This window comes from Vibrio stylophorae (assembly GCF_921293875.1).
Taxonomy (GTDB): Bacteria; Pseudomonadota; Gammaproteobacteria; order Enterobacterales; family Vibrionaceae; genus Vibrio_A; species Vibrio_A stylophorae.
In genome coordinates, this window is record NZ_CAKLDI010000001.1 from 2,142,803 (window position 1) to 2,160,940 (window position 18,138).

General features: G+C 48.7%; 15 protein-coding genes. 1 reads left to right on the top strand and 14 read right to left on the bottom strand.

Annotated features, from left to right (window positions below):
* Positions 1-15: 15 nt before the first annotated feature.
* The 10 genes from fliE to L9P36_RS09945 all read right to left on the bottom strand — a co-directional run bounded on the left by fliE (position 16) and on the right by L9P36_RS09945 (position 10,225).
* Positions 16-327: a flagellar hook-basal body complex protein FliE gene (gene fliE / locus L9P36_RS09900; RefSeq protein ID WP_237466515.1), complete on the bottom strand. Its 312-nt coding sequence runs from the start codon at positions 325-327 to the stop codon at positions 16-18.
* A 183-nt stretch (positions 328-510) separates the two neighbouring features.
* Positions 511-2,019, bottom strand: a complete 1,509-nt coding sequence (locus L9P36_RS09905) for a sigma-54-dependent transcriptional regulator (RefSeq protein WP_237466516.1) — start codon at positions 2,017-2,019, stop codon at positions 511-513.
* On the bottom strand, positions 2,016-3,059 hold the full coding sequence (locus tag L9P36_RS09910) for a sensor histidine kinase (RefSeq protein ID WP_237466517.1): 1,044 nt from the start codon (positions 3,057-3,059) through the stop codon (positions 2,016-2,018). Before L9P36_RS09910 ends, L9P36_RS09905 begins: the two co-directional genes overlap by 4 nt.
* Before the next feature lie 138 nt (positions 3,060-3,197).
* A complete protein-coding gene (locus L9P36_RS09915; protein WP_237466518.1) occupies positions 3,198-4,661 on the bottom strand; it encodes a sigma-54 dependent transcriptional regulator in 1,464 nt (487 codons plus the stop codon).
* Positions 4,662-4,824: 163 nt separating this feature from the next.
* Positions 4,825-5,229 carry a flagellar export chaperone FliS gene (gene fliS, locus L9P36_RS09920; RefSeq protein WP_237467908.1) on the bottom strand — a complete coding sequence of 135 codons (405 nt, stop codon included), beginning with the start codon at positions 5,227-5,229 and terminating at the stop codon, positions 4,825-4,827.
* Between the two features lie 14 nt (positions 5,230-5,243).
* Positions 5,244-5,549 (bottom strand): hypothetical protein, encoded by a 306-nt coding sequence (locus L9P36_RS09925; RefSeq protein WP_237466519.1) that lies wholly within the window; start codon positions 5,547-5,549, stop codon positions 5,244-5,246.
* A 3-nt stretch (positions 5,550-5,552) separates the two neighbouring features.
* On the bottom strand, positions 5,553-6,911 hold the full coding sequence (gene fliD, locus L9P36_RS09930) for a flagellar filament capping protein FliD (RefSeq protein WP_237466520.1): 1,359 nt from the start codon (positions 6,909-6,911) through the stop codon (positions 5,553-5,555).
* Positions 6,912-6,927: 16 nt separating this feature from the next.
* Positions 6,928-7,410 carry a flagellar protein FlaG gene (locus L9P36_RS09935; RefSeq protein ID WP_237466521.1) on the bottom strand — a complete coding sequence of 161 codons (483 nt, stop codon included), beginning with the start codon at positions 7,408-7,410 and terminating at the stop codon, positions 6,928-6,930.
* An 81-nt stretch (positions 7,411-7,491) separates the two neighbouring features.
* Positions 7,492-8,619: a flagellin gene (locus L9P36_RS09940; protein WP_237466522.1), complete on the bottom strand. Its 1,128-nt coding sequence runs from the start codon at positions 8,617-8,619 to the stop codon at positions 7,492-7,494.
* 445 nt (positions 8,620-9,064) lie between these two features.
* Positions 9,065-10,225 carry a flagellin gene (locus tag L9P36_RS09945; RefSeq protein ID WP_237466523.1) on the bottom strand — a complete coding sequence of 387 codons (1,161 nt, stop codon included), beginning with the start codon at positions 10,223-10,225 and terminating at the stop codon, positions 9,065-9,067.
* A 483-nt stretch (positions 10,226-10,708) separates the two neighbouring features.
* On the opposite strand from L9P36_RS09945, the gene L9P36_RS09950 reads away from it, so the two are divergent.
* Positions 10,709-12,835, top strand: a complete 2,127-nt coding sequence (locus L9P36_RS09950; RefSeq protein ID WP_237466524.1) for a tetratricopeptide repeat protein — start codon at positions 10,709-10,711, stop codon at positions 12,833-12,835.
* 244 nt (positions 12,836-13,079) lie between these two features.
* On the opposite strand, the gene L9P36_RS09955 is transcribed toward L9P36_RS09950, so the two are convergent.
* The 4 genes from L9P36_RS09955 to flgJ form a co-directional block, all read right to left on the bottom strand.
* A complete protein-coding gene (locus L9P36_RS09955) occupies positions 13,080-13,586 on the bottom strand; it encodes a M48 metallopeptidase family protein (RefSeq protein WP_237466525.1) in 507 nt (168 codons plus the stop codon).
* Between the two features lie 166 nt (positions 13,587-13,752).
* On the bottom strand, positions 13,753-14,946 hold the full coding sequence (flgL, locus tag L9P36_RS09960) for a flagellar hook-associated protein FlgL (protein WP_435532741.1): 1,194 nt from the start codon (positions 14,944-14,946) through the stop codon (positions 13,753-13,755).
* 9 nt (positions 14,947-14,955) lie between these two features.
* Complete coding sequence (gene flgK, locus L9P36_RS09965; protein WP_237466526.1) at positions 14,956-16,836, bottom strand: flagellar hook-associated protein FlgK; 1,881 nt, start codon at positions 16,834-16,836, stop codon at positions 14,956-14,958.
* A gap of 372 nt (positions 16,837-17,208) precedes the next feature.
* Positions 17,209-18,132, bottom strand: coding sequence for a flagellar assembly peptidoglycan hydrolase FlgJ (gene flgJ / locus L9P36_RS09970; protein WP_237466527.1), 924 nt, complete (start codon positions 18,130-18,132; stop codon positions 17,209-17,211).
* Positions 18,133-18,138 lie beyond the last annotated feature (6 nt).

Genomic DNA, 18,138 nt, shown 5'->3' on the forward strand with positions numbered 1-18,138 from the left:
GCGTGCTCTCTTAAATTAAACCGGCATACTCATGATTTCTTTATAAGCTTCAACCAGCTTATTGCGAACTTGTACGGTGGCATCAAAGGCGACGCCCGCTTTATTTCGCGCAATCATGACATCAGCAAGGGAGATGGTTCGATCGCCTTGGTCAAAGCGAGTCGCCAAATCACTGGAGCTTTGTTGCAGCGAATTGACGTTATTCACTGCTTGATTCAATAAATTTGCAAAGGTTTCCGATACCTGTTGCCCCGTTACCGGAACAGTTTGGCTTCCTGCCGCAAGCTTCATCGCTTGCATCTCTTGTTGTAGGTTTTGTACTTTCATCGGATTGCCGTCCTGTAAGCCAATTAATTGACAGAAAAACATTCAAACTGGACACTTTCTCATCAGTTCTTGCAATTGTGAGGCCAACATTTTCCGGCATAGCTAAAAATATAAATTCGGCGCAAACATTGATAATGATATCAATAAATTTGCGCCGAATTAAACTACAGAGCGTAAGTTTATTTAGCTCGGGATCTCGATTCCGGCATCACGCATCTTGGCTAATTTATAACGAAGGGTACGCGGGCTGATCCCCAACTTCTCAGCAACTTCTTTACGCTTACCATCACAGGCACGTAATGTGTCCATAATGATCGCAAATTCTTGCTCGCGCAGCTCTCCGCCAAGGCCTGAATCCCCAGATGGCAATTGACCCGATGGAACATGAATTGACGCGCCGCGCTCAGAGGTGCCCAGTGGCGACGCTGGCACGGCGCTTGGCATCTCTGCTGGTGTGCTTGATACCGCAGCTGCACCTGCATAAGGAGAAGCCGCCGATGCCACATTGGCCACTTGTACCTGCGTCAATTCACTGACTGCGTGCTGCAATCCTGACGCATGTTGCCAATCGAGCCCTTCCAGCAAAATATGCTCTGCACCAATTTGCCCTGCTTCGGCCAAAATCAGCGCCCGCTGCATCACGTTATCAAGCTCTCGCACGTTGCCCGGCCATGGGTAGCACTCTAACTTGGCAATGGCGTTGGCTTGTAGCTGCGGCATCGCGCAGCCCTGCTTCTTGCAATGACGCTCGATCAGATGCTGCGCCAGTGGCGCGATATCTTTTTGGCGCTCACAAAGCGCAGGCCACGTCAGTGGGAAAACATTGAGGCGATAGTACAAATCTTCACGAAAATGCCCTTCGCTGACGTACTGTTTTAAGTCGCGGTTACTGGTCGCGAGCACACGCACATTAAGCTTAATGCTCTTGCGACCACCCAAGCGTTCCACTTCACGCTCTTGTAACACGCGCAGTAGCTTGGCTTGCAGATTGAGATCCATTTCGCTGATCTCATCAAGCAAGATGGTGCCATCTTGCGCCTGTTCAAATTTACCTGGGCAGGCTTGCACCGCGCCAGTAAAGGCGCCTTTTTCGTAGCCAAATAGCGTCGCTTCAAGCATGTTATCTGGAATTGCGGCGCAGTTAATGGCAACAAAAGGACCATTCACCCGCGGTGAGGCTTGGTGAATATGACGCGCCATCACCTCTTTACCCGAACCGCTTGGTCCAAGAATCATCACGTTGGCTTCTGTAGCGGCCACTTTATCGGCCAGCGCCATCAAGGCAAGACTCTTCTCATCAGCCACCACAGCCGCGGTGCTTTCAGTACGAACTGGCGCATAGCGGCTGACCATATTGAGCAACACTTCAGGGGCAAAAGGCTTGGCCATATAGTCAATGGCACCCTCTTTCATCGCTGAAACTGCATCTTCAATATTGGCGTAAGCGGTCATCAACAAGACTGGCAATTTAGGATAAAGCGCGCGAATACTACGCAGCAGCGCTAAACCGTCCATCCCCGCCATCTGCACATCAGAAACCACGATATCAACCGCTTCGCTTTTCAGCATGATCAGCGCTTCTTCTGCGCTTTCCGCTTCAAGCCATTGGTAACCGGCTAAGGCCAAAGTGTCGACAAGCGCTTCGCGCAATCCTTCATCATCTTCAACCACTAACACGCGACTTTGATTCATTGATTGGCTCCTACAGCTTGATTGAGAGGCAAAACTAAGCTGAAGCATGCCCCTTTTCCGACTTCTGAGATCACTTTCAGCTGCCCTTTATGGGCATGACACACCATTTGCACCACGGCCAAACCAAGGCCTGTGCCCTGTTTGCGGGTGGTGAAAAATGGCTCGATAATTTTTTGTTGAATTTCGGGCGCAATCCCTGGCCCATTGTCGGTGACACTAATCAGTAAGTGCTCACCTTGCACAGTCAGGTGCAGCGCAATGGCGCACCCCTTACCGGCAACTTGAATGGCATTGACGATCAGGTTACTCACCGCGCTTGCCAGCGCATTGACATTACCCAAAAGCTGCGCGCCTTCAGCCAATTGATGAACGTGATAATCCACCTGATTTTTTTGCACCAACATTTCAACCATGGGTGCTAGTTCAGTCAAAAATTCGTCACTACTAAAGGTATTGACCACTTTATTGTCACCGCCCTTGGCAAAGAGCAGCATATCGTTGACCTGTTTTTCGAGATCTTGCAGACGATCGAGCAACTTACTTTGAAAACGGGTTCGCGTCGCCTCAGGCAGATTAGGCGCGCCCAAATTAGCGGCATAAAGCATGGCGCTCGATAAGGGCGTACGAACTTGGTGCGCCAATGAAGCCACCATTTTTCCTAGTGAAGACAAGCGCTGCAGATCGCTGACACGAGACTGAAGCAGACGGGTCTCGGTCATATCGGTAATCAAAATCAGCTGGCCACTTTCTGAAGCCGAAATCGCCAACTTAACGCGACCGCCACTACGCAGGGACACTTCGTGGCCATCGTCATCTTTGGGGTCAAAGTCACGCTGAATCACTTCAAACCAACGCTGGCCCACCAAGGGTTCAGAGAGAAGGCGCTGCGCTTCAGGATTGGCTTCTGCAACCACACCTTGGTTGTTGAGCAAAATGACGCCTGCAGGCATCACATCGATCACCTGTTTATAGCGAATCAATTGTTCATTGATTGAGCCCAAGGCTGGGTTACTCTGCGCGCAGGCAGCTTCAGACAGCATGCTTTTTTCCGAGCAATAAAAAAGGATAATAGAGATATGCATTTTACATACCAACTATTATCCTTTATTTTCAGTTACTTATCGGTTTATTTTCGGTCAAATTATTGACCAATCCGTAAGCAAGGTGCTCGCACTCAATTAGATATAAGCGCGATCGTCTCGGTTATTCAGGCCATATTTGCGCATTTTTTCCACCAAGGTGGTTCGGCGCATGCCGAGCATGTCTGCTGCGCGCGCCACAACACCGGCTTGCGCGTCTAAAGCTTGGCGAATCATATCGACCTCAAGGTCAGCCAGCATCTCTTTGAGATTCAATCCTTCTGGCGGTAAGTCAGACGCCGTCGTGTGGTGCGGTTCTGAAGCCTGATTACCAAAGATATCGGCAAAAATCTGTTGCTCTGCCATCTGCTCATTAAAGGCATCTTGCTCTGGCTGGAACTGAGGCACATCACCGTAGCGATATTTAGCCGGTAGATGATTCACATCCACCAGATCGCCGGGATACAAAATCACCAAGCGCTCCACCAAGTTGGCAAGCTCACGCACATTACCTGGCCAATCATGTTCCATCAATGAGGTGATCGCGCGCGGTGTAAAGTGCACCGCGTTCGCGCCTTCTGCTTCAAGGCGCGTCAGTAGCTCTTGCAGCAGCAATGGAATATCTTCGCTGCGATCGCGCAGTGCTGGCATCTCGATAGGGAAAACATTGAGGCGATAATAGAGGTCTTCACGGAACAAGCCTTCCTGAATCATGCGTTCAAGATGACAATGGGTTGCCGCGACGATGCGAACATCGGCCTTAATACTCTTATTGCCACCCACGCGCTCAAAGCAGCGCTCTTGAATCACCCGCAATAACTTCACTTGCATTGGCAACGGCATATCACCAATTTCATCCAAGAACAAAGTGCCGCCACTGGCTAGCTCAAAACGCCCTTTACGCGACGAAATTGCGCCTGTAAAGGCACCCTTTTCATGGCCAAAGAGTTCACTTTCCAGCAAATCTGGCGGAATTGCGCCGCAGTTCACGGGCACAAATGGCCCTTCACCACGGTTTGAATGGTAATGAATATTACGCGCCACCACCTCTTTGCCCGTACCTGACTCACCTAAAATAAGGACGCTGGCATCGGTTTTCGCCACTTGGCTAATCAAAGTGCGCACTTCACTAATGGCGTGACTGCGGCCCACCATACTGCGAAACAGTGTGGTTTTACGTCCGAGTTGAGGCACTTGATAGGCACGGCGGCCGAGGAATTCCTGACAATGACGCAAAGCATCTGTCAGTTGAGGATAATTAAGTGGCAACTCTAACTCACCGACATAGCTCGGTGTTCCAACCAAGCTTTGGTGATGGTGAGTCAGTGCGATAATTGGAATATGGTTATGCAGACGAAGCTTTTCGAGCACCTTCCCATGCTGTTTAGCAGAGTCGATATGGCCCACCAAGCTGGCCGCCCATGCTTGTGTCCAATCGACAGATTCTAGATCGTCAGAAGACACAAACTCCGATGGTTCGCCAACAAATTGAAGAATGACACTAAGGTCATGTCTGAACTGTTCGTTATCATCGATAACGAGAATTTTTGATAAGCCCTGCATGAGATAGATATAGTCTGCCTTTATATCTGGATACTGAGTTCGCTAAAACAGATACTGTCGCAAACCACTTATTGTTACTATTCTAATTAAAGAACATGATAAGGCAACTGGGGATTCACAAAAGCTGTGACCCCCGTTTCAACTCAAGCAGTATAACCCCAAATTAATCAGGTGATTGTGTTAAATTGTGAAACTCAGCAGGAATTTGATCCCATGCTGATTTGATTTCACGCAAAATCTCAATCACATCATCAATCATCTCTGGATCATTATTGGCGTTGGCAATGGTTAGACGATGAATCATAAATTCATACAATGCGTCTAAGTTTTGAGCCACTTCACCACCATCTTCCATCGATAAGCAAGCACGCAAGCTCATAATGATATCCAGCGCCTTACCCAATCGTTCACCCTTCATTGAGATATTGCCCTGCTCCATGCAGACTTTGCCTTGAATCAAACGTTCAATTGCACCAGCCATCAACATTTGCACCACGCGGTGTGGTGAGGCAGAGCTGAGCTGACTATCAACGGAAACCTTCTTGTAGGCCTGTAGCGAACCTCGCATCATAATGAACTACCTTATCTTGAAAATTGATGATAAGCCTGAATCGAACGCCGACTATATTGTTGTTGGCGTGCGTTCTGGGCATATCCATCGCGACATTGAATCATTTTTTGTTGCAGTTGCTCACTGCGCACAATGGCAGCTTGCCAGCGAACGGTATCCAGCGATGCTTGGTAGACCGAAAACTGTGCCAACAACTGTTGTCGCGCTGTTATGAGATCTTCTATATCGGCGACCGCCACGGGAACTTTAAGCAAAATTTGTTCCAACTGCTCATCAATGTGATCCAGTTGGTCAAATAGTGCATCTTGAGACGACATTGATTAGCCTCCCAACATGTTGCGCATGTAATCGAGCTGCGCTTGCATCTGGCCTGTCGCCGACTGCATGGCCGAGAATTGGTCAAATGTGCGTTTGCGCACTTGCTCCATACGCTCATCAAGCTGCGTCATATCACCGTTGAGGCTGCGCATCTGCTCATTGAGGCTTTTTTCGCGCGAGCTAATGGCACCGGTGAATTTGGTATACATGCTCAGCTGGTCACTGACCTTACGCGCAAAGCCATCTCGCCCTTCAAAAAAAGCTTCAAAAGCAGGGAAATTATTATCCAGCTGTTTGTTGAGCTGGTCTTGGTCAATTTCCAGACGCCCTTGCAAGTTGGTGGTAATCCCCACTTGGCTCAGGGTTTTCATGCTCGGTTCTGCGCTGTCGATGGGCGTACCAAAAATAGCACGCAACTGATTAATTGCACTGCGTGTGACACTCTCACCAGACAGTGGACCCGCTTCACCCGTGGCTTTATTGACCCCACCTAACTGCTGGGAAACATCATAAAACTGGTTATAAGCATTGACGAAAGCTTCCAACGACTGATGCACAGCATCTCGGTTGTAGCCAACCGTAATTTCTGGCGGTGGTTGATTGGGATCTGACAATTTTTTGACTGTCAGTGTCACCCCTTCGATGGCGGTATCAATAGTATTGGTTGGGCTGGATACATGCGACAAACCATCAATCAGCAATTCAGCATCTTGCGGGGCCTGCATCTCCGTCATGGGGTTGAGCGATTGTGCGGGATTAAAGCCAAGCGCTTGCAATGGACTATCTGGTGGCGCTTTCACATTAATATCAAGGCGATTGTCTTTGCCCGTTTTATCAGAAGCAAGCACCAAACGAGAGCCCAAATCATCCTGCACCACAGTGGCGCGAATGCCCGGGTTTTTCTCTTCACTATTAATGGCGCGAACCAGATCGATCAATTGATCGCGGGGCGAGGTCAAACTGATATTCATCACCTCACCGCCTAAACGAAGGCTGACATCACCGCCTGAGAATTTGGCATCTTCAGGTAGCGGACGAGACACCAGCTTATGACCTGCGGCCAATTGTTTGACTTCAACGTTATAACTGGCAGGCATCGCCTGATAGGTGACCGATGCATCAAACAGCTCATCATCGGCAGCGATGGTGCGCGCTGAAAATACATGGTCTCGGTCGAGGCTCGTCATCAGGTCTTCGACACCTGACATCGACTCTTTCAATTTACCGTAGGCGCTAATATCCGTTTGAATATCAGCTTGTTTTTTCTCAATTCGCTCTGCTTTTGGATCGCGCTCAGCCGCCACGATCTTATTGACCATGGCTTTTATATCTTGGCCACCACCAATTGCACCTATCGACATTGTCTCAACCTACGTTTTACACTTTGGTACGCACCAATGCGCTGGCATGACGCGCAAGCTCATTGGCGATATCAAGCATCTCTTGTTCTGGAATTTGGCGAATTACATCGCCACTTTGCACCTCAAAAATCGTCACAACCTGACGACCCGATTCTTCATCGATTCGAAATGCCAAGCCCTTATTGATCGAACTTAAAAAATCATCCATTCGCGAAACAATAAGTGACATACGCTCTTGCTGTGCCTGTTGCCGTTCATCTAACAGTTCAGCCGCTTTGGCTTTGCCCGTGACCGCTTCTGCATGTGCAATGGGATCACTGGCTTTTAATGCCGCGAGCGCCTCTAGCGGCGGTCGCTGTTGAAGCGGCAAGTGACCTGAAACGGACGAACGCAAACCATCCGGTTGTCGATCGCTTTGTCGATTATTAACAGCAATATTCGTGCCAGTCCCCTGAGCCTGGGACGGAATAGCAGGCGCAATGGATGCTGACTTATCCATAACCTTCTCCTATGGCTAACGAAAAAAACGGCAAGGCGCGAAGGCCTTGCCGTTTGTGTTGCTTGGTCAAGCCCTTACAGATTAGCCAAGAAGGCTAAGTGCTGTAGATGGTGCTTGTTTTGCCTGAGCAAGAATCGAAGTAGATGCTTGCTGTAGGATTTGATCCTTGGTCATCTTCGTGGTTTCTTTCGCGTAGTCCACATCACGGATACGACCGTTAGATGCCGCTACGTTCTCTTGAACGTTTGCAAGGTTGCTTACAGCGTGGTCCAAACGGTTTTGGCTTGCACCTAGCTCTGAACGGTGCGCATCGATGTAGCCCATTGCTGAGTCAAGGATACCCACAGCCATTTGCGCGCCGCCAACTGTACTTACGTCGATGTCAGCAACAGTTTTTGCTGCACCAGCACCCATTGCCAGTGAACCTGCAAGTTTACCGCCAAAGGTTACTGTGCTTGAACCTGCGCCAGTAAACACTTGAAGGTTACCTTTGCCATCAACAGAAGCTTTTACTTTGTCAGTTTGACCGTTGATGTAAGTTGCTAGTTCTTCAATGTTGTCGCCAGCTTTAGCGTCAATTTGAAGGTCAACTGTTTTACCTTTTGCATCAGTAAACTTCATAGTCAAAGTTGCAGCTGCGCCGTCTACGGTCCAGTTTGCATCTTTGCCTTTCGTTGCAACATAGCCAGTACCGCCCATTTTTTCTTCGTCGGCACGGATGTTGTTGATTGAAATCATCATCGCCTCACCGGAATCAGAACCGATTTGGAATGATTTAGTTTGAAAAGAACCGTTCAATAGTTTCGCACCACCGAAAGAAGTTGTTTCGGCAATACGGTTCAATTCGTCTTGAAGCTGAACCACTTCGTCTTGGATTGACGCGCGGTCTTCGTCGCTGTTTGAGCCGTTCGCAGACTGTAGGGATAGGTCACGCATACGAGTGATAATGCTCGTTGCTTCGTCCATTGCACCTTCTGCAGTTTGCGCAATTGAGATACCGTCGTTGGCGTTACGCATTGCAACGTCCAAACCGCGGCTCTGTGCAGTCAAACGGTTAGAAATTTGTAGGCCAGCTGCGTCATCTTTTGCACTGTTGATGCGGTAACCTGAAGACAAGCGCTCCATTGAAGTATCAAGTTCATTGGTTGCCTTGTTAAGGTAACGCTGAGCGGTCATTGCTGGTACGTTAGTATTCACTGAAACGGCCATGGTCATATCTCCTTTGGCATATACTCTTGGCTTCGCCCAGCGTATCCGGGAAAACCAACCTGTTTATCTCTTACACCTTCTTTAACGGCATGGTTTGGAAAACCTTTAAGCTTTTTTTGAAAATTTTTTTATTTTTTTCTAAAAGCCTGTCGAAATCTGGTGCTGCAAGTTTCTTGTGCCTAATACATCGACTCAAACTGACAAAACTTGAGTATTTTTCTATGTGAGTTTGCGCACATTTTGTAAACACTGGGTAATCGGCTATAGAGAAAGACAACCATAGGCCGCAGGAACGCAGGAACGCAGGAACGCAGGAACGCAGGAAGCGTAAAAAAGAAAGAGAAAGAGAAAGAGAAAGACCAATTAGCCAAAAATAAAAAAGCGGCAAGAGGTTGCCCTGTTGCCGCAAAAAGTAGTGACGTAATTATCGCGAGGCGATGATTTGTTATTGCAGTAGGTTGAGTGCCGCCTGCGGAATTTTCTTTGCCTGTGCCAAAATAGAGGTACTGGCTTGTTGTAGAATTTGGTTTTTCGCGAGATCGGTTGTCTCTTTTGCGAAATCCGTATCTCGAATACGACTATTCGAGGCCGATACGTTCTCCTGAACATTCGACAAGTTACTAATGGTGTGCGACAAACGGTTTTGTGCTGCACCTAGCTCTGAACGTTGCTTATCGATGTAGCTCATAGCTGAGTCATAGACACCGATTGCAAGCTGCGCGCCACCGACAGTTGAAACATCGGTATTGGCAACGGCGACATCGGTTTTCACAACGTTACCAGCAGTCAAGCCCAATGATGCAGCCAAGCCACCGGTAAAGGTTACGCTGCCAGAAATCGCATTTTCAGCAACGAACACCTGCAAACGGCCATTGCTGTCAACAGATGCTTTCACATTCTCAGACTGACCATTGATATAGGTGGCCACTTCTTCAATATCATCACCGGTTTTACCTTGGATATTGATTGAAACTGTGCTGCCTTCTTTATCAACAAACTTCATCACTAAAGTATTGTTGGTTGCACCCACTTCCCAGCTAGAATCTTTCATCGCTTGGGTTGCAGCGGCTTTAGAAATATATTGCTGACCACCCATGCGCGAGTCATCACCACGGATATTATCGATACCCATAATGATCGCTTCACCCGCATCGGCACCAATTTGGAATGAGGCTTCACCGAAGCTACCGTTAAGTAGACGGCGGCCACCAAAGGCTGTGGTTTCAGCAATTCGGTTCAATTCAGCTTTCAGTTCACCAATTTCTTCTTGAATTGATTGGCGATCTTCGTCTGAGTTCGCGCCGTTCGCCGATTGGATGGCGAGGTCACGCATACGAACCAAAATGTTGGTTGATTCTTGCATCGCACCTTCTGCGGTCTGCGCGATGGAGATACCATCGTTGGCGTTACGCATTGCCACGTCAAGACCACGAGTTTGTGCAACGAGACGGTTTGAGATCTGAAGACCTGCAGCATCGTCTTTTGCGCTGTTAATACGGCTACCCGAAGATAGTCGCTCCATATTCGTGTCAAGATCACCCGTAGCCTTGTTAAGGTAACGCTGCGCAGTCATCGCAGACACGTTGGTGTTCACTGTTACACCCATTTTGCTCTCCTTTGACTTTCGCTCTCTGTTCTGTTGCGAAACAGCCTACCCGCAACATCACTTCGAGTGACCAACGGGACCAGCCATAATTACGTCAATTTATTTTTTATCTCGTCGACATTGCCGACATGAGATTATATTCAAATAGCGTGCCAACTTTTTATTTATCTTGAAAATCATCAGGTTAAACATTTAACTTGCCGCTTTTCAAATTTAAGCCGACTCAAATCACGCTGCTTTTGCCACCGACTTGCCGCTTTTTACGGCAATCTTGCCGATGGCCTGTATTCCTAGCTCAGCAAAAAGCTTGCCAATTTATGGCAAATATAAAAAACGGCTTAAATTTTGCATTGATTTGCGATGAAAATGGGCATGTAAACTCAGTGTTTTTAACTCGCCGACAAGGTAAGAAAAACCGCACTGTAGCCCATAAAAATAGCGGCCTTTCGCTTCGATTAACCCCTCAGCAATCAGGGAGTTGCCATGACGACACAAACACCCTCGACCGACGGTCGTGACCGTGAACCAATGACATTTCAACAGGCCTTTGATTTAGGTGTTCGTCATTACCAACAAGGTGACAAAGCGCAAGCGCAAGCGATCTTTGAGCAGATCCTTGCCGCCCTGCCCGATTCATTGCCAACCTTGCAAGTTCTTGCCACCCTGATGATGGAACAGCAGCACTGGCAACAGGCGCAGCGTTATCTTGAGCAGGCGCTCAGCCACCATGGGGATAATCTCTCGGTGTGGTTTGATATGGCACAGCTTTGCCGCGCTCAGGGGAAAAATATTGAAGCGCTGCAATGGGTCGAGCAAGTTCTTGAACAAGCGCCAACCAATACCGACGCCCTTGCCCTGCGGCAAGCCTTAACCGCCACCATGGGGCAACGTAAGGCCAGTCAGCAAAGTAAACAGCAGCTCGACACAGTGCTGCAAGCGCAAGACAGCACCTTTGCCAATGAAATGGCGCAATCCCTTGAGGCCGCCCACCAGCTTCACCAGCAGGGCCATACAGAGCAAGCCAAGCAACTATTGCAAGCGCTGGTGATGGTCAGCCCTGACCAACCTATGGTGCGCTTAGCATTGGCGCGCATTTTGGGCGATCAAGGCCACTTTGATGACGCCATTGTACATTTAGAGCATGCGCAAAAATTAAGTGATGATCGCGGCTTGTTATTGCTGCTTATCGCTTGTTACGCCAAAGCCGAGCGTTATCAAGCGGGCCGTCGCTGCGCCATTGCCGCCCTGAAAATATACCCACAGGATCTCGACCTGCAAATTCAACAGCTGCGTATTTTTTGCTTAGGCAAATATTGGCCAGAAGCAGAAAAGCTGGCCATTCAGCTGATGCGCCAACATCCTGAAAATGTCGATATTCACTATCGCTTAGCACAAGCGAGCTACTACCTTTTGACCAGCAAGCATCGCTTTGAGCCTGAATATACGCAAACCACCTTAGAGCGCTTGCACTACAGCATGAGCCGCTGTTTGCCAGAACAAGCGGTGACGCTACAAAAATATATGGGCGAGGTATTGTTCTATTGCGGTGAGCTTGAGGCGGCAAGAGATATCCTTGAAGACAGCCTGAAAGTCACTGGGGAAGATGCCGACCTGCTATGGAATTTAAGCTTTATTCAGCGCGCCCAAGAGGATTGGGATAACTACTATCGCAATTTTGAGCTCGGTATTCCTCTCGGCAAGCGTATTAATGCCTACGGTAATAAGCCAATTTGGCACCCAGAAAGACAGGATCAATGCGTGCTGATTTTGGGTGAACAGGGCGTGGGTGATGAGCTGCGTTACTACCACAGTCTTGACATCGTATTAAAGCGCGTCGCCGAAGTGCATTTGGTCTGCGATCCTCGCCTGATCCCAGCCCTACAGCTGGCCTACCCGCAGGTGCATTACATTGGCTCAAAACGTGAAGAGGGGAAAACCATTGCCATTGACGCGGCATTGCTTGAGCGCATCGACAGTTGGGTGCTTGCCGGCAGCTTGCCAGGCATGGTTTATGCGCAAAGCGGCAAACACCTTGCCCTGCCCTACTATTTAAAAGCGCCAGAAGCCCTGCAAACCACTTGGCTGCAACGCATTGCCGCGCTGAAAAAAGCGCAGGGGCCAGTGATTGGTCTTTGCTGGCGCAGTGGCATGCTGGCATCAAGTCGCAATATGCACTATCTCAACATGGATGAGCTCTGTCATTTAATTCAAACCCTGACCAAGCTCAACCCAAATGTCACCTTGGTCAATCTGCAATATGGCGATACCAGCAAAGAGCGCAAACAGATTGAAAAACGCACCGGCGTCACTTTGGTCGATTTTGCCGATCTCGATCTCAAGGATGATTTTCTCTCCACTTGCGCGCTGATGCGCTCACTGGACTGGGTGATCTCAGCCTGTACGGCGGTTCATATGCTCGCCGTGGCCAGCGATGTCCCGGTGGATCTCTTTGCCGCACGCGGCAATCAAGATCAGTTTGAGGGGCAAACATTGTCCCACGACAAAGAGTTTGGCTTTTTCTATCCACCGCTGATTCGCTCCAAATACGCCCTTCTTGAGCGTATTGCCGAGCATGCGCTGACGCAATCAGCAAAAGCGGCCAAACACTAAGTACAAATTTCTCAGTCCAAACACAAAAAAGCTGAGCTCAGTGCTCAGCTTTTTTATACCCCTTCGATTTGAGACAACTTGAAGGCCTATTGGTCCAAAACGCATGCCCCAAAGAAACCAATCGAGTACGCAACGCCTTTGCTATTAGTACCTTTTCTATGAGCGCTCTACCTAAACTTAAAGTACCTAAACACAAAATAACGAAGCATCAAACACCTAAACATCAAACACCTAGCATCAACAGCTAGGCGTAGAGCGGGCCAATGCGCTCTAAATGGGTTAAATAAAGGCGGGTATCTAACTCTAGCTGATGATAGTTCGGCTCCATATGGCAGCAAAGTTGATAAAAACTCTTGTTGTGATCTTTTTCTTTTAAATGTGCCAGCTCATGGACCACGATCATACGCAGCATCTCTAGAGGGGCGCGCTGAAACACTTTGCCGATACGAATTTCATGTTTGGCTTTGAGCTTATTGCCCTGCACGCGCGAGGCGTAGGTATGCAATCCCAATGCGCGGTGCACCAATTGAAGGCTGCCATCAAAACAAACTTTACTTAGCGGCGCTGATTTTTTTAGGTATTGGCGCTGTAGCCCCACCACATAGTCATAAAGTCGCTTTTCAGTACTGTATTCATGCACCTTGGGATATTTGTTTTGCAGATAAGCGGTCAATTTTTGCTGCGCCAGCAACTGCTCGACTTGGCTCAAAATCGATTCGGGGTATCCCGCAAGATAAGTTAATTCAGACATCACTAGGCTTCTACCTTTGACCACAACAAACAACCGGCATCCATCATCAATGCGCAGCGCAAAAACAATCCCTCGATTGTACCGAGAGTTGGCGCAAAACAAAAAACCACGCCAAGCGTGGTTTTCAAAACAGGGGAGCATCACACCAAAATTTTAGGCGTTCGCACTAGATATAGTTAAACAAAGACAACTGCTTGGTTTTTTGGAACGCCTGCTGCGATGCTTTAAGCGCCATCATGTTCTCATTAAGATCGATCACCGCAGAGGAGTAATCCAAATCTTCCAAGGTGCCGCGCGCCTTTTCAAGCTCTAGGTTAAAGTCTTGGTGCATAGAGTCTTGGCGATCCAAGGTTTTCAAACGCGTGCCTAACTCTGAGCGCACTCGGTTAAAGTGCTTAAAGGAAGCACTAAACTCTTCCGCCACTTTATTAAGCTCTGCGGTTGCGGATGCATCCGAAACAGGGGCATTGGCCAGTTTTAAACCGCGCTTAAATGAGTCAAAAATATTCACGGTTTCTTGGCGTTTTAAAGCGATGGTATCGCCATCTTTGATATCGCCTTCAAAACGCAGCGCCATACCGTTCCAATCAATACCGGTTTTAGCGTTATACGCTGCGGTATTGACCACCTTGCCATCTTGCGACAGTTCATAATTTAAACCTGTCGCACCTTGCACAAAACGCACCTGATAACTGGCGTTATCGGCGCCATTGCTATTGAGCGCACTGGCAAGCTGAACCGTAGAGCCCATTTTCAAATCGTAACTTGGTGAATAATCGCCATAGGGGTTTTCCACCTCCATAAACACCCTGTCACCCGCATCACTGGTTTGCACCTTGACCGATGGCGCAACAATGGCATAGCGCTGGCTGCTATCGCCGGTATAAGTCACCTGATTATCACGATCGACAAAGAAAGGACGATTGCTGACTAACGTACCAGAAAACAGATAGTTACCAGATTCATCACGAATATTAGCCACTTCTAATAGAGCTTCAAAATTACTGTGCAGATCTTGGCGGTGCGCTTCACGGTCATCAGCAGATAACGAACCGTTAATCATCAACATCACCCGGCGCTTGGCTTCATCGGCAATCTGCTCAATCTCATTCACCGCGGTCTCTTCACGGGTTAAGCGATTTCGCGCCAAGTTAATGGTGTCTTGATATTGCTTCAGCTCCACCTGCTGTTGGTGAAAGTTCTGAATCGAGATGGAAGCCACGGGATCATCGGCCGCAGTATTGACCCGCTTACCCGTCGCGAGCTGCTCTTGGTTATGTGCCACTTTCACCTGCTGGCGCATGGTGTCATTGGCCACCGATTGGTAGTTATGAAAACTGGCGATACGACTACTGATCATGACTTACTCCTATCGCGTGGCATTGAGCAAAGCATCAAAGGTTTCATTGGCGGCGGTCATAATCCGTGATGACGCCATATAGGCTTGCTGAAATTTCATTAAATTTGCCGCCTCTTCATCAAGGTTGACCCCTGATACCGCTGCAACGCGCTCTGCCGCAGCATTGTTTTCTGCTTTTGCCACCTGCCCCATTTTGTCCACCGTGGATTTATCCACACCAATCTCAGTGGTGATCGCCTGATACAAGTCGATAATGGTGGAGCGGTGATCGTCCGTGGTTTTCTTGGTTTGTAGCTGCTGCATCGTCAGCAAGTTACTGTTGTCACCATCAGCCAATTCCATATTGATGGTAAACATATCCTGAGGATGCGCGCCGCTGGATAGCGAAAACACCGTGCCGCCTACAGTAATATCCCCTTTCGGTGGATAGGCCTGATTCGCGAGTAGTAGATTGCCCTGCATATCCAGCACATTAAATTTGTCAGCGGTATCATTGATGGCCACATGAAACTGCTTCAGCGGTCCCACGGTTTTTACTTCCAATGAAGCGCCGCCCAAGGTATGGCTGGCGTTACCGACAAAAGCTTGCGCGGCAATGTCCGCAGCATCCTTCATCACCATGGCAATATCTTGCGCGCCAGTACGTGTCGGTCTTAATAAAATTTTCTCGCCCACTTCTGGCGGCGTTTTCATCTCAACGCGCAAACCATCCAGATTAAAGGTTGGTGGCGTGCCCGTTGGCGTCACCGTGATGGTTTTGCCATCTGGATTTTTTACATGGTATTGGCTGCCATCAAATTTCAGCGCATATTCACCGGATTTCAGCGCATTCACATCGTCGATATAAACGCTGATGCGGGTTTTCGAATCAGCTGGAATTAGAGCGCGCGAGGCCGCAATTTTCGGATCATTCACGTCGGTAAACATATCGCCACCGACCGCGTTTTTCAGGGTGATCCCTTGCTTTTGCAGCGCATTGACTTGATCGGAAAACGCGATGGACATACGACCAAGCTGATCCATCACCTTTGGAATCACTTTATCGCGATACTGTGAAAGCGCCGCCAAGCGACCATCAATACCATCGGTTTGAATGGTTTTGAGCGATTTACCTTCCACTAGCGCAAATGCAAGCTGCTGTGAGTCTGGGTGCCCAGGGACCAAACGAAGCTCAGAGGACATCGGGCCTGACACCAAGTTATGGCCACTACCAATTAAAATATTAAAACCGCCATCTTCACGGCGATTTTCAGAAACGCGGGTATATTGCGATAGCTCTTTAATCAGCGAGTCGTGACGGTCCAGCAAATCATTGGCCGTGCCCGTCGGCGCAGACATCAAAGCATGGTTAATGTCACGCAGCTCATTGGCAAGGCCATTAACGCGATCAACAGCCGCATGAATCTCTTGGTTGGAGTCGAAATATTGTTGCTGCAGCGTGCTATACACATCGTTCATATTGGCGGCAAAGAGTTTGCCTTGCTCAAACAGCACCTTGCGTGAGCCCATATCATTAGGGCTATCGGCCAAGGCTTTCAGCGCTTCATACCAATCATTCATCGACTGCGGCACTTTGCTGCCACTTTGTGACAACAAGTTGTTGACGATGCCAAGACCATTATCCAGCTCATCAAAGTGGCTGACTTGGGTGGTGGTATGGTTGAGCTCACGCACCGCAAATTGGTCATAGAGTCGGCGGACACTTTCAATATGAACGCCATCACCGTAAGCATTGCCCCCCCAGAATCGCGCATCATTGGCCTGCTGCACGACTTGCTGGCGACTATAGCCCTCAGTGTTGACGTTATTGATGTTGTGACCTGTTGTATTAAGCTGGCGCTGAGTGGTCAACACCCCTTGCGAGCCGAGCGATAACAGATCAAATCCCATGTGTGCCTCCGAATATTGGCATCCTTTGCTCAATCAAATGAGCGAACCTAAGGAATACCTAGCAATTTTAAGGCCAACTTTTAAGTTGTTTATTTTCAATAAATTAGATGAAGTTCATTCTTGAGCGGCAAGGCATTGCCAATGAAAAATAGCGGGGAACGCATGGGTGAATGACATATAAGAAATGGATCAAAGTTCCAAAGGATAAGATGAAGACAGAGAATGATGCTAAGGCTGAGTCCAAGTTCAGCAGCCGCCGCAGCCATTACCGTAGCCATCATGATGCCGATTGACAAAAGACATCGACCTCAGGACATCGACTTCAAATAACCGACGAGAGCCTAACAGCTCTCGTGCTGCGGTCACTTAACCTTAAATCGAAACCACTCGCTGATAGACGCCCATCACTTTTTCGGCGTATTTCGGGTCCGTCGCATAGCCAGCTTGGTGAATGGCATTCACGAACTGCTCTGGCGACTCCGTTTGCGTCAGTGCATGTTGATAGCGTGGGTTTTGCTGCAAAAAGTTCACATAGTCATGAAAACTTTGCTGGTAGTTATCATAGGCGCGAAATGCTGCGCGCTCTTGCACGGGAATATCGTTGTAAAATTCCAAAGTCTGGGTATTAATTCGCTCACCCTGCCAGCGTGGATCGGCCTTGATGTTAAATAGGTTGTGGCTAGAGCGCTGGGCATTAGCAATCACCTTTTTACCCCAACCGGTTTCAAGCGCCGCTTGCGCAATCAAAATCGCTGGATCAACACCCAACATTTTGCCCGCCTTTTCCGCATAAGGGCGAAGCGCCTTTACGAAATCTTCAGGGGAATCAAAACGTGTCGGCAACTTGGCCATCACCTGTTCCAGCGCTTTTTGCTGCTCCATTCGGGTCGCTGCTGCCTCCGCACTCTTACGGGCTAAATCAGGATCCACAGGCAAACGCAGTGAGTTATCCATGGCCACATTGCGCATCGCTTGCGGTGTTGGCTTATCGGTTTTACCGCCAAGCTGCGCCACAATCATATCAGCCAACCCAAGCGAGCCGTTTTGGCTTAGCTCAAGTGACAACTGCTCATCGCGCATCTGCTCATAAAATCGCGTGTTTTTATCGCCAAACAGATCGGTACGAAATCCCTCGTTGGCATCACGCATCGATTTAAACAGCATCTGAGTAAAGATCGCTTCAAACTGTCTTGCCGCTTGTTTAAGCGCCGTTTGATCATCGCCCTTTGACGCTTGACGAATTCGGTCAAGGCTGGAGAGATCATTGAAAAAACCGACATCCACTGGCTCTTGCATGCTGCC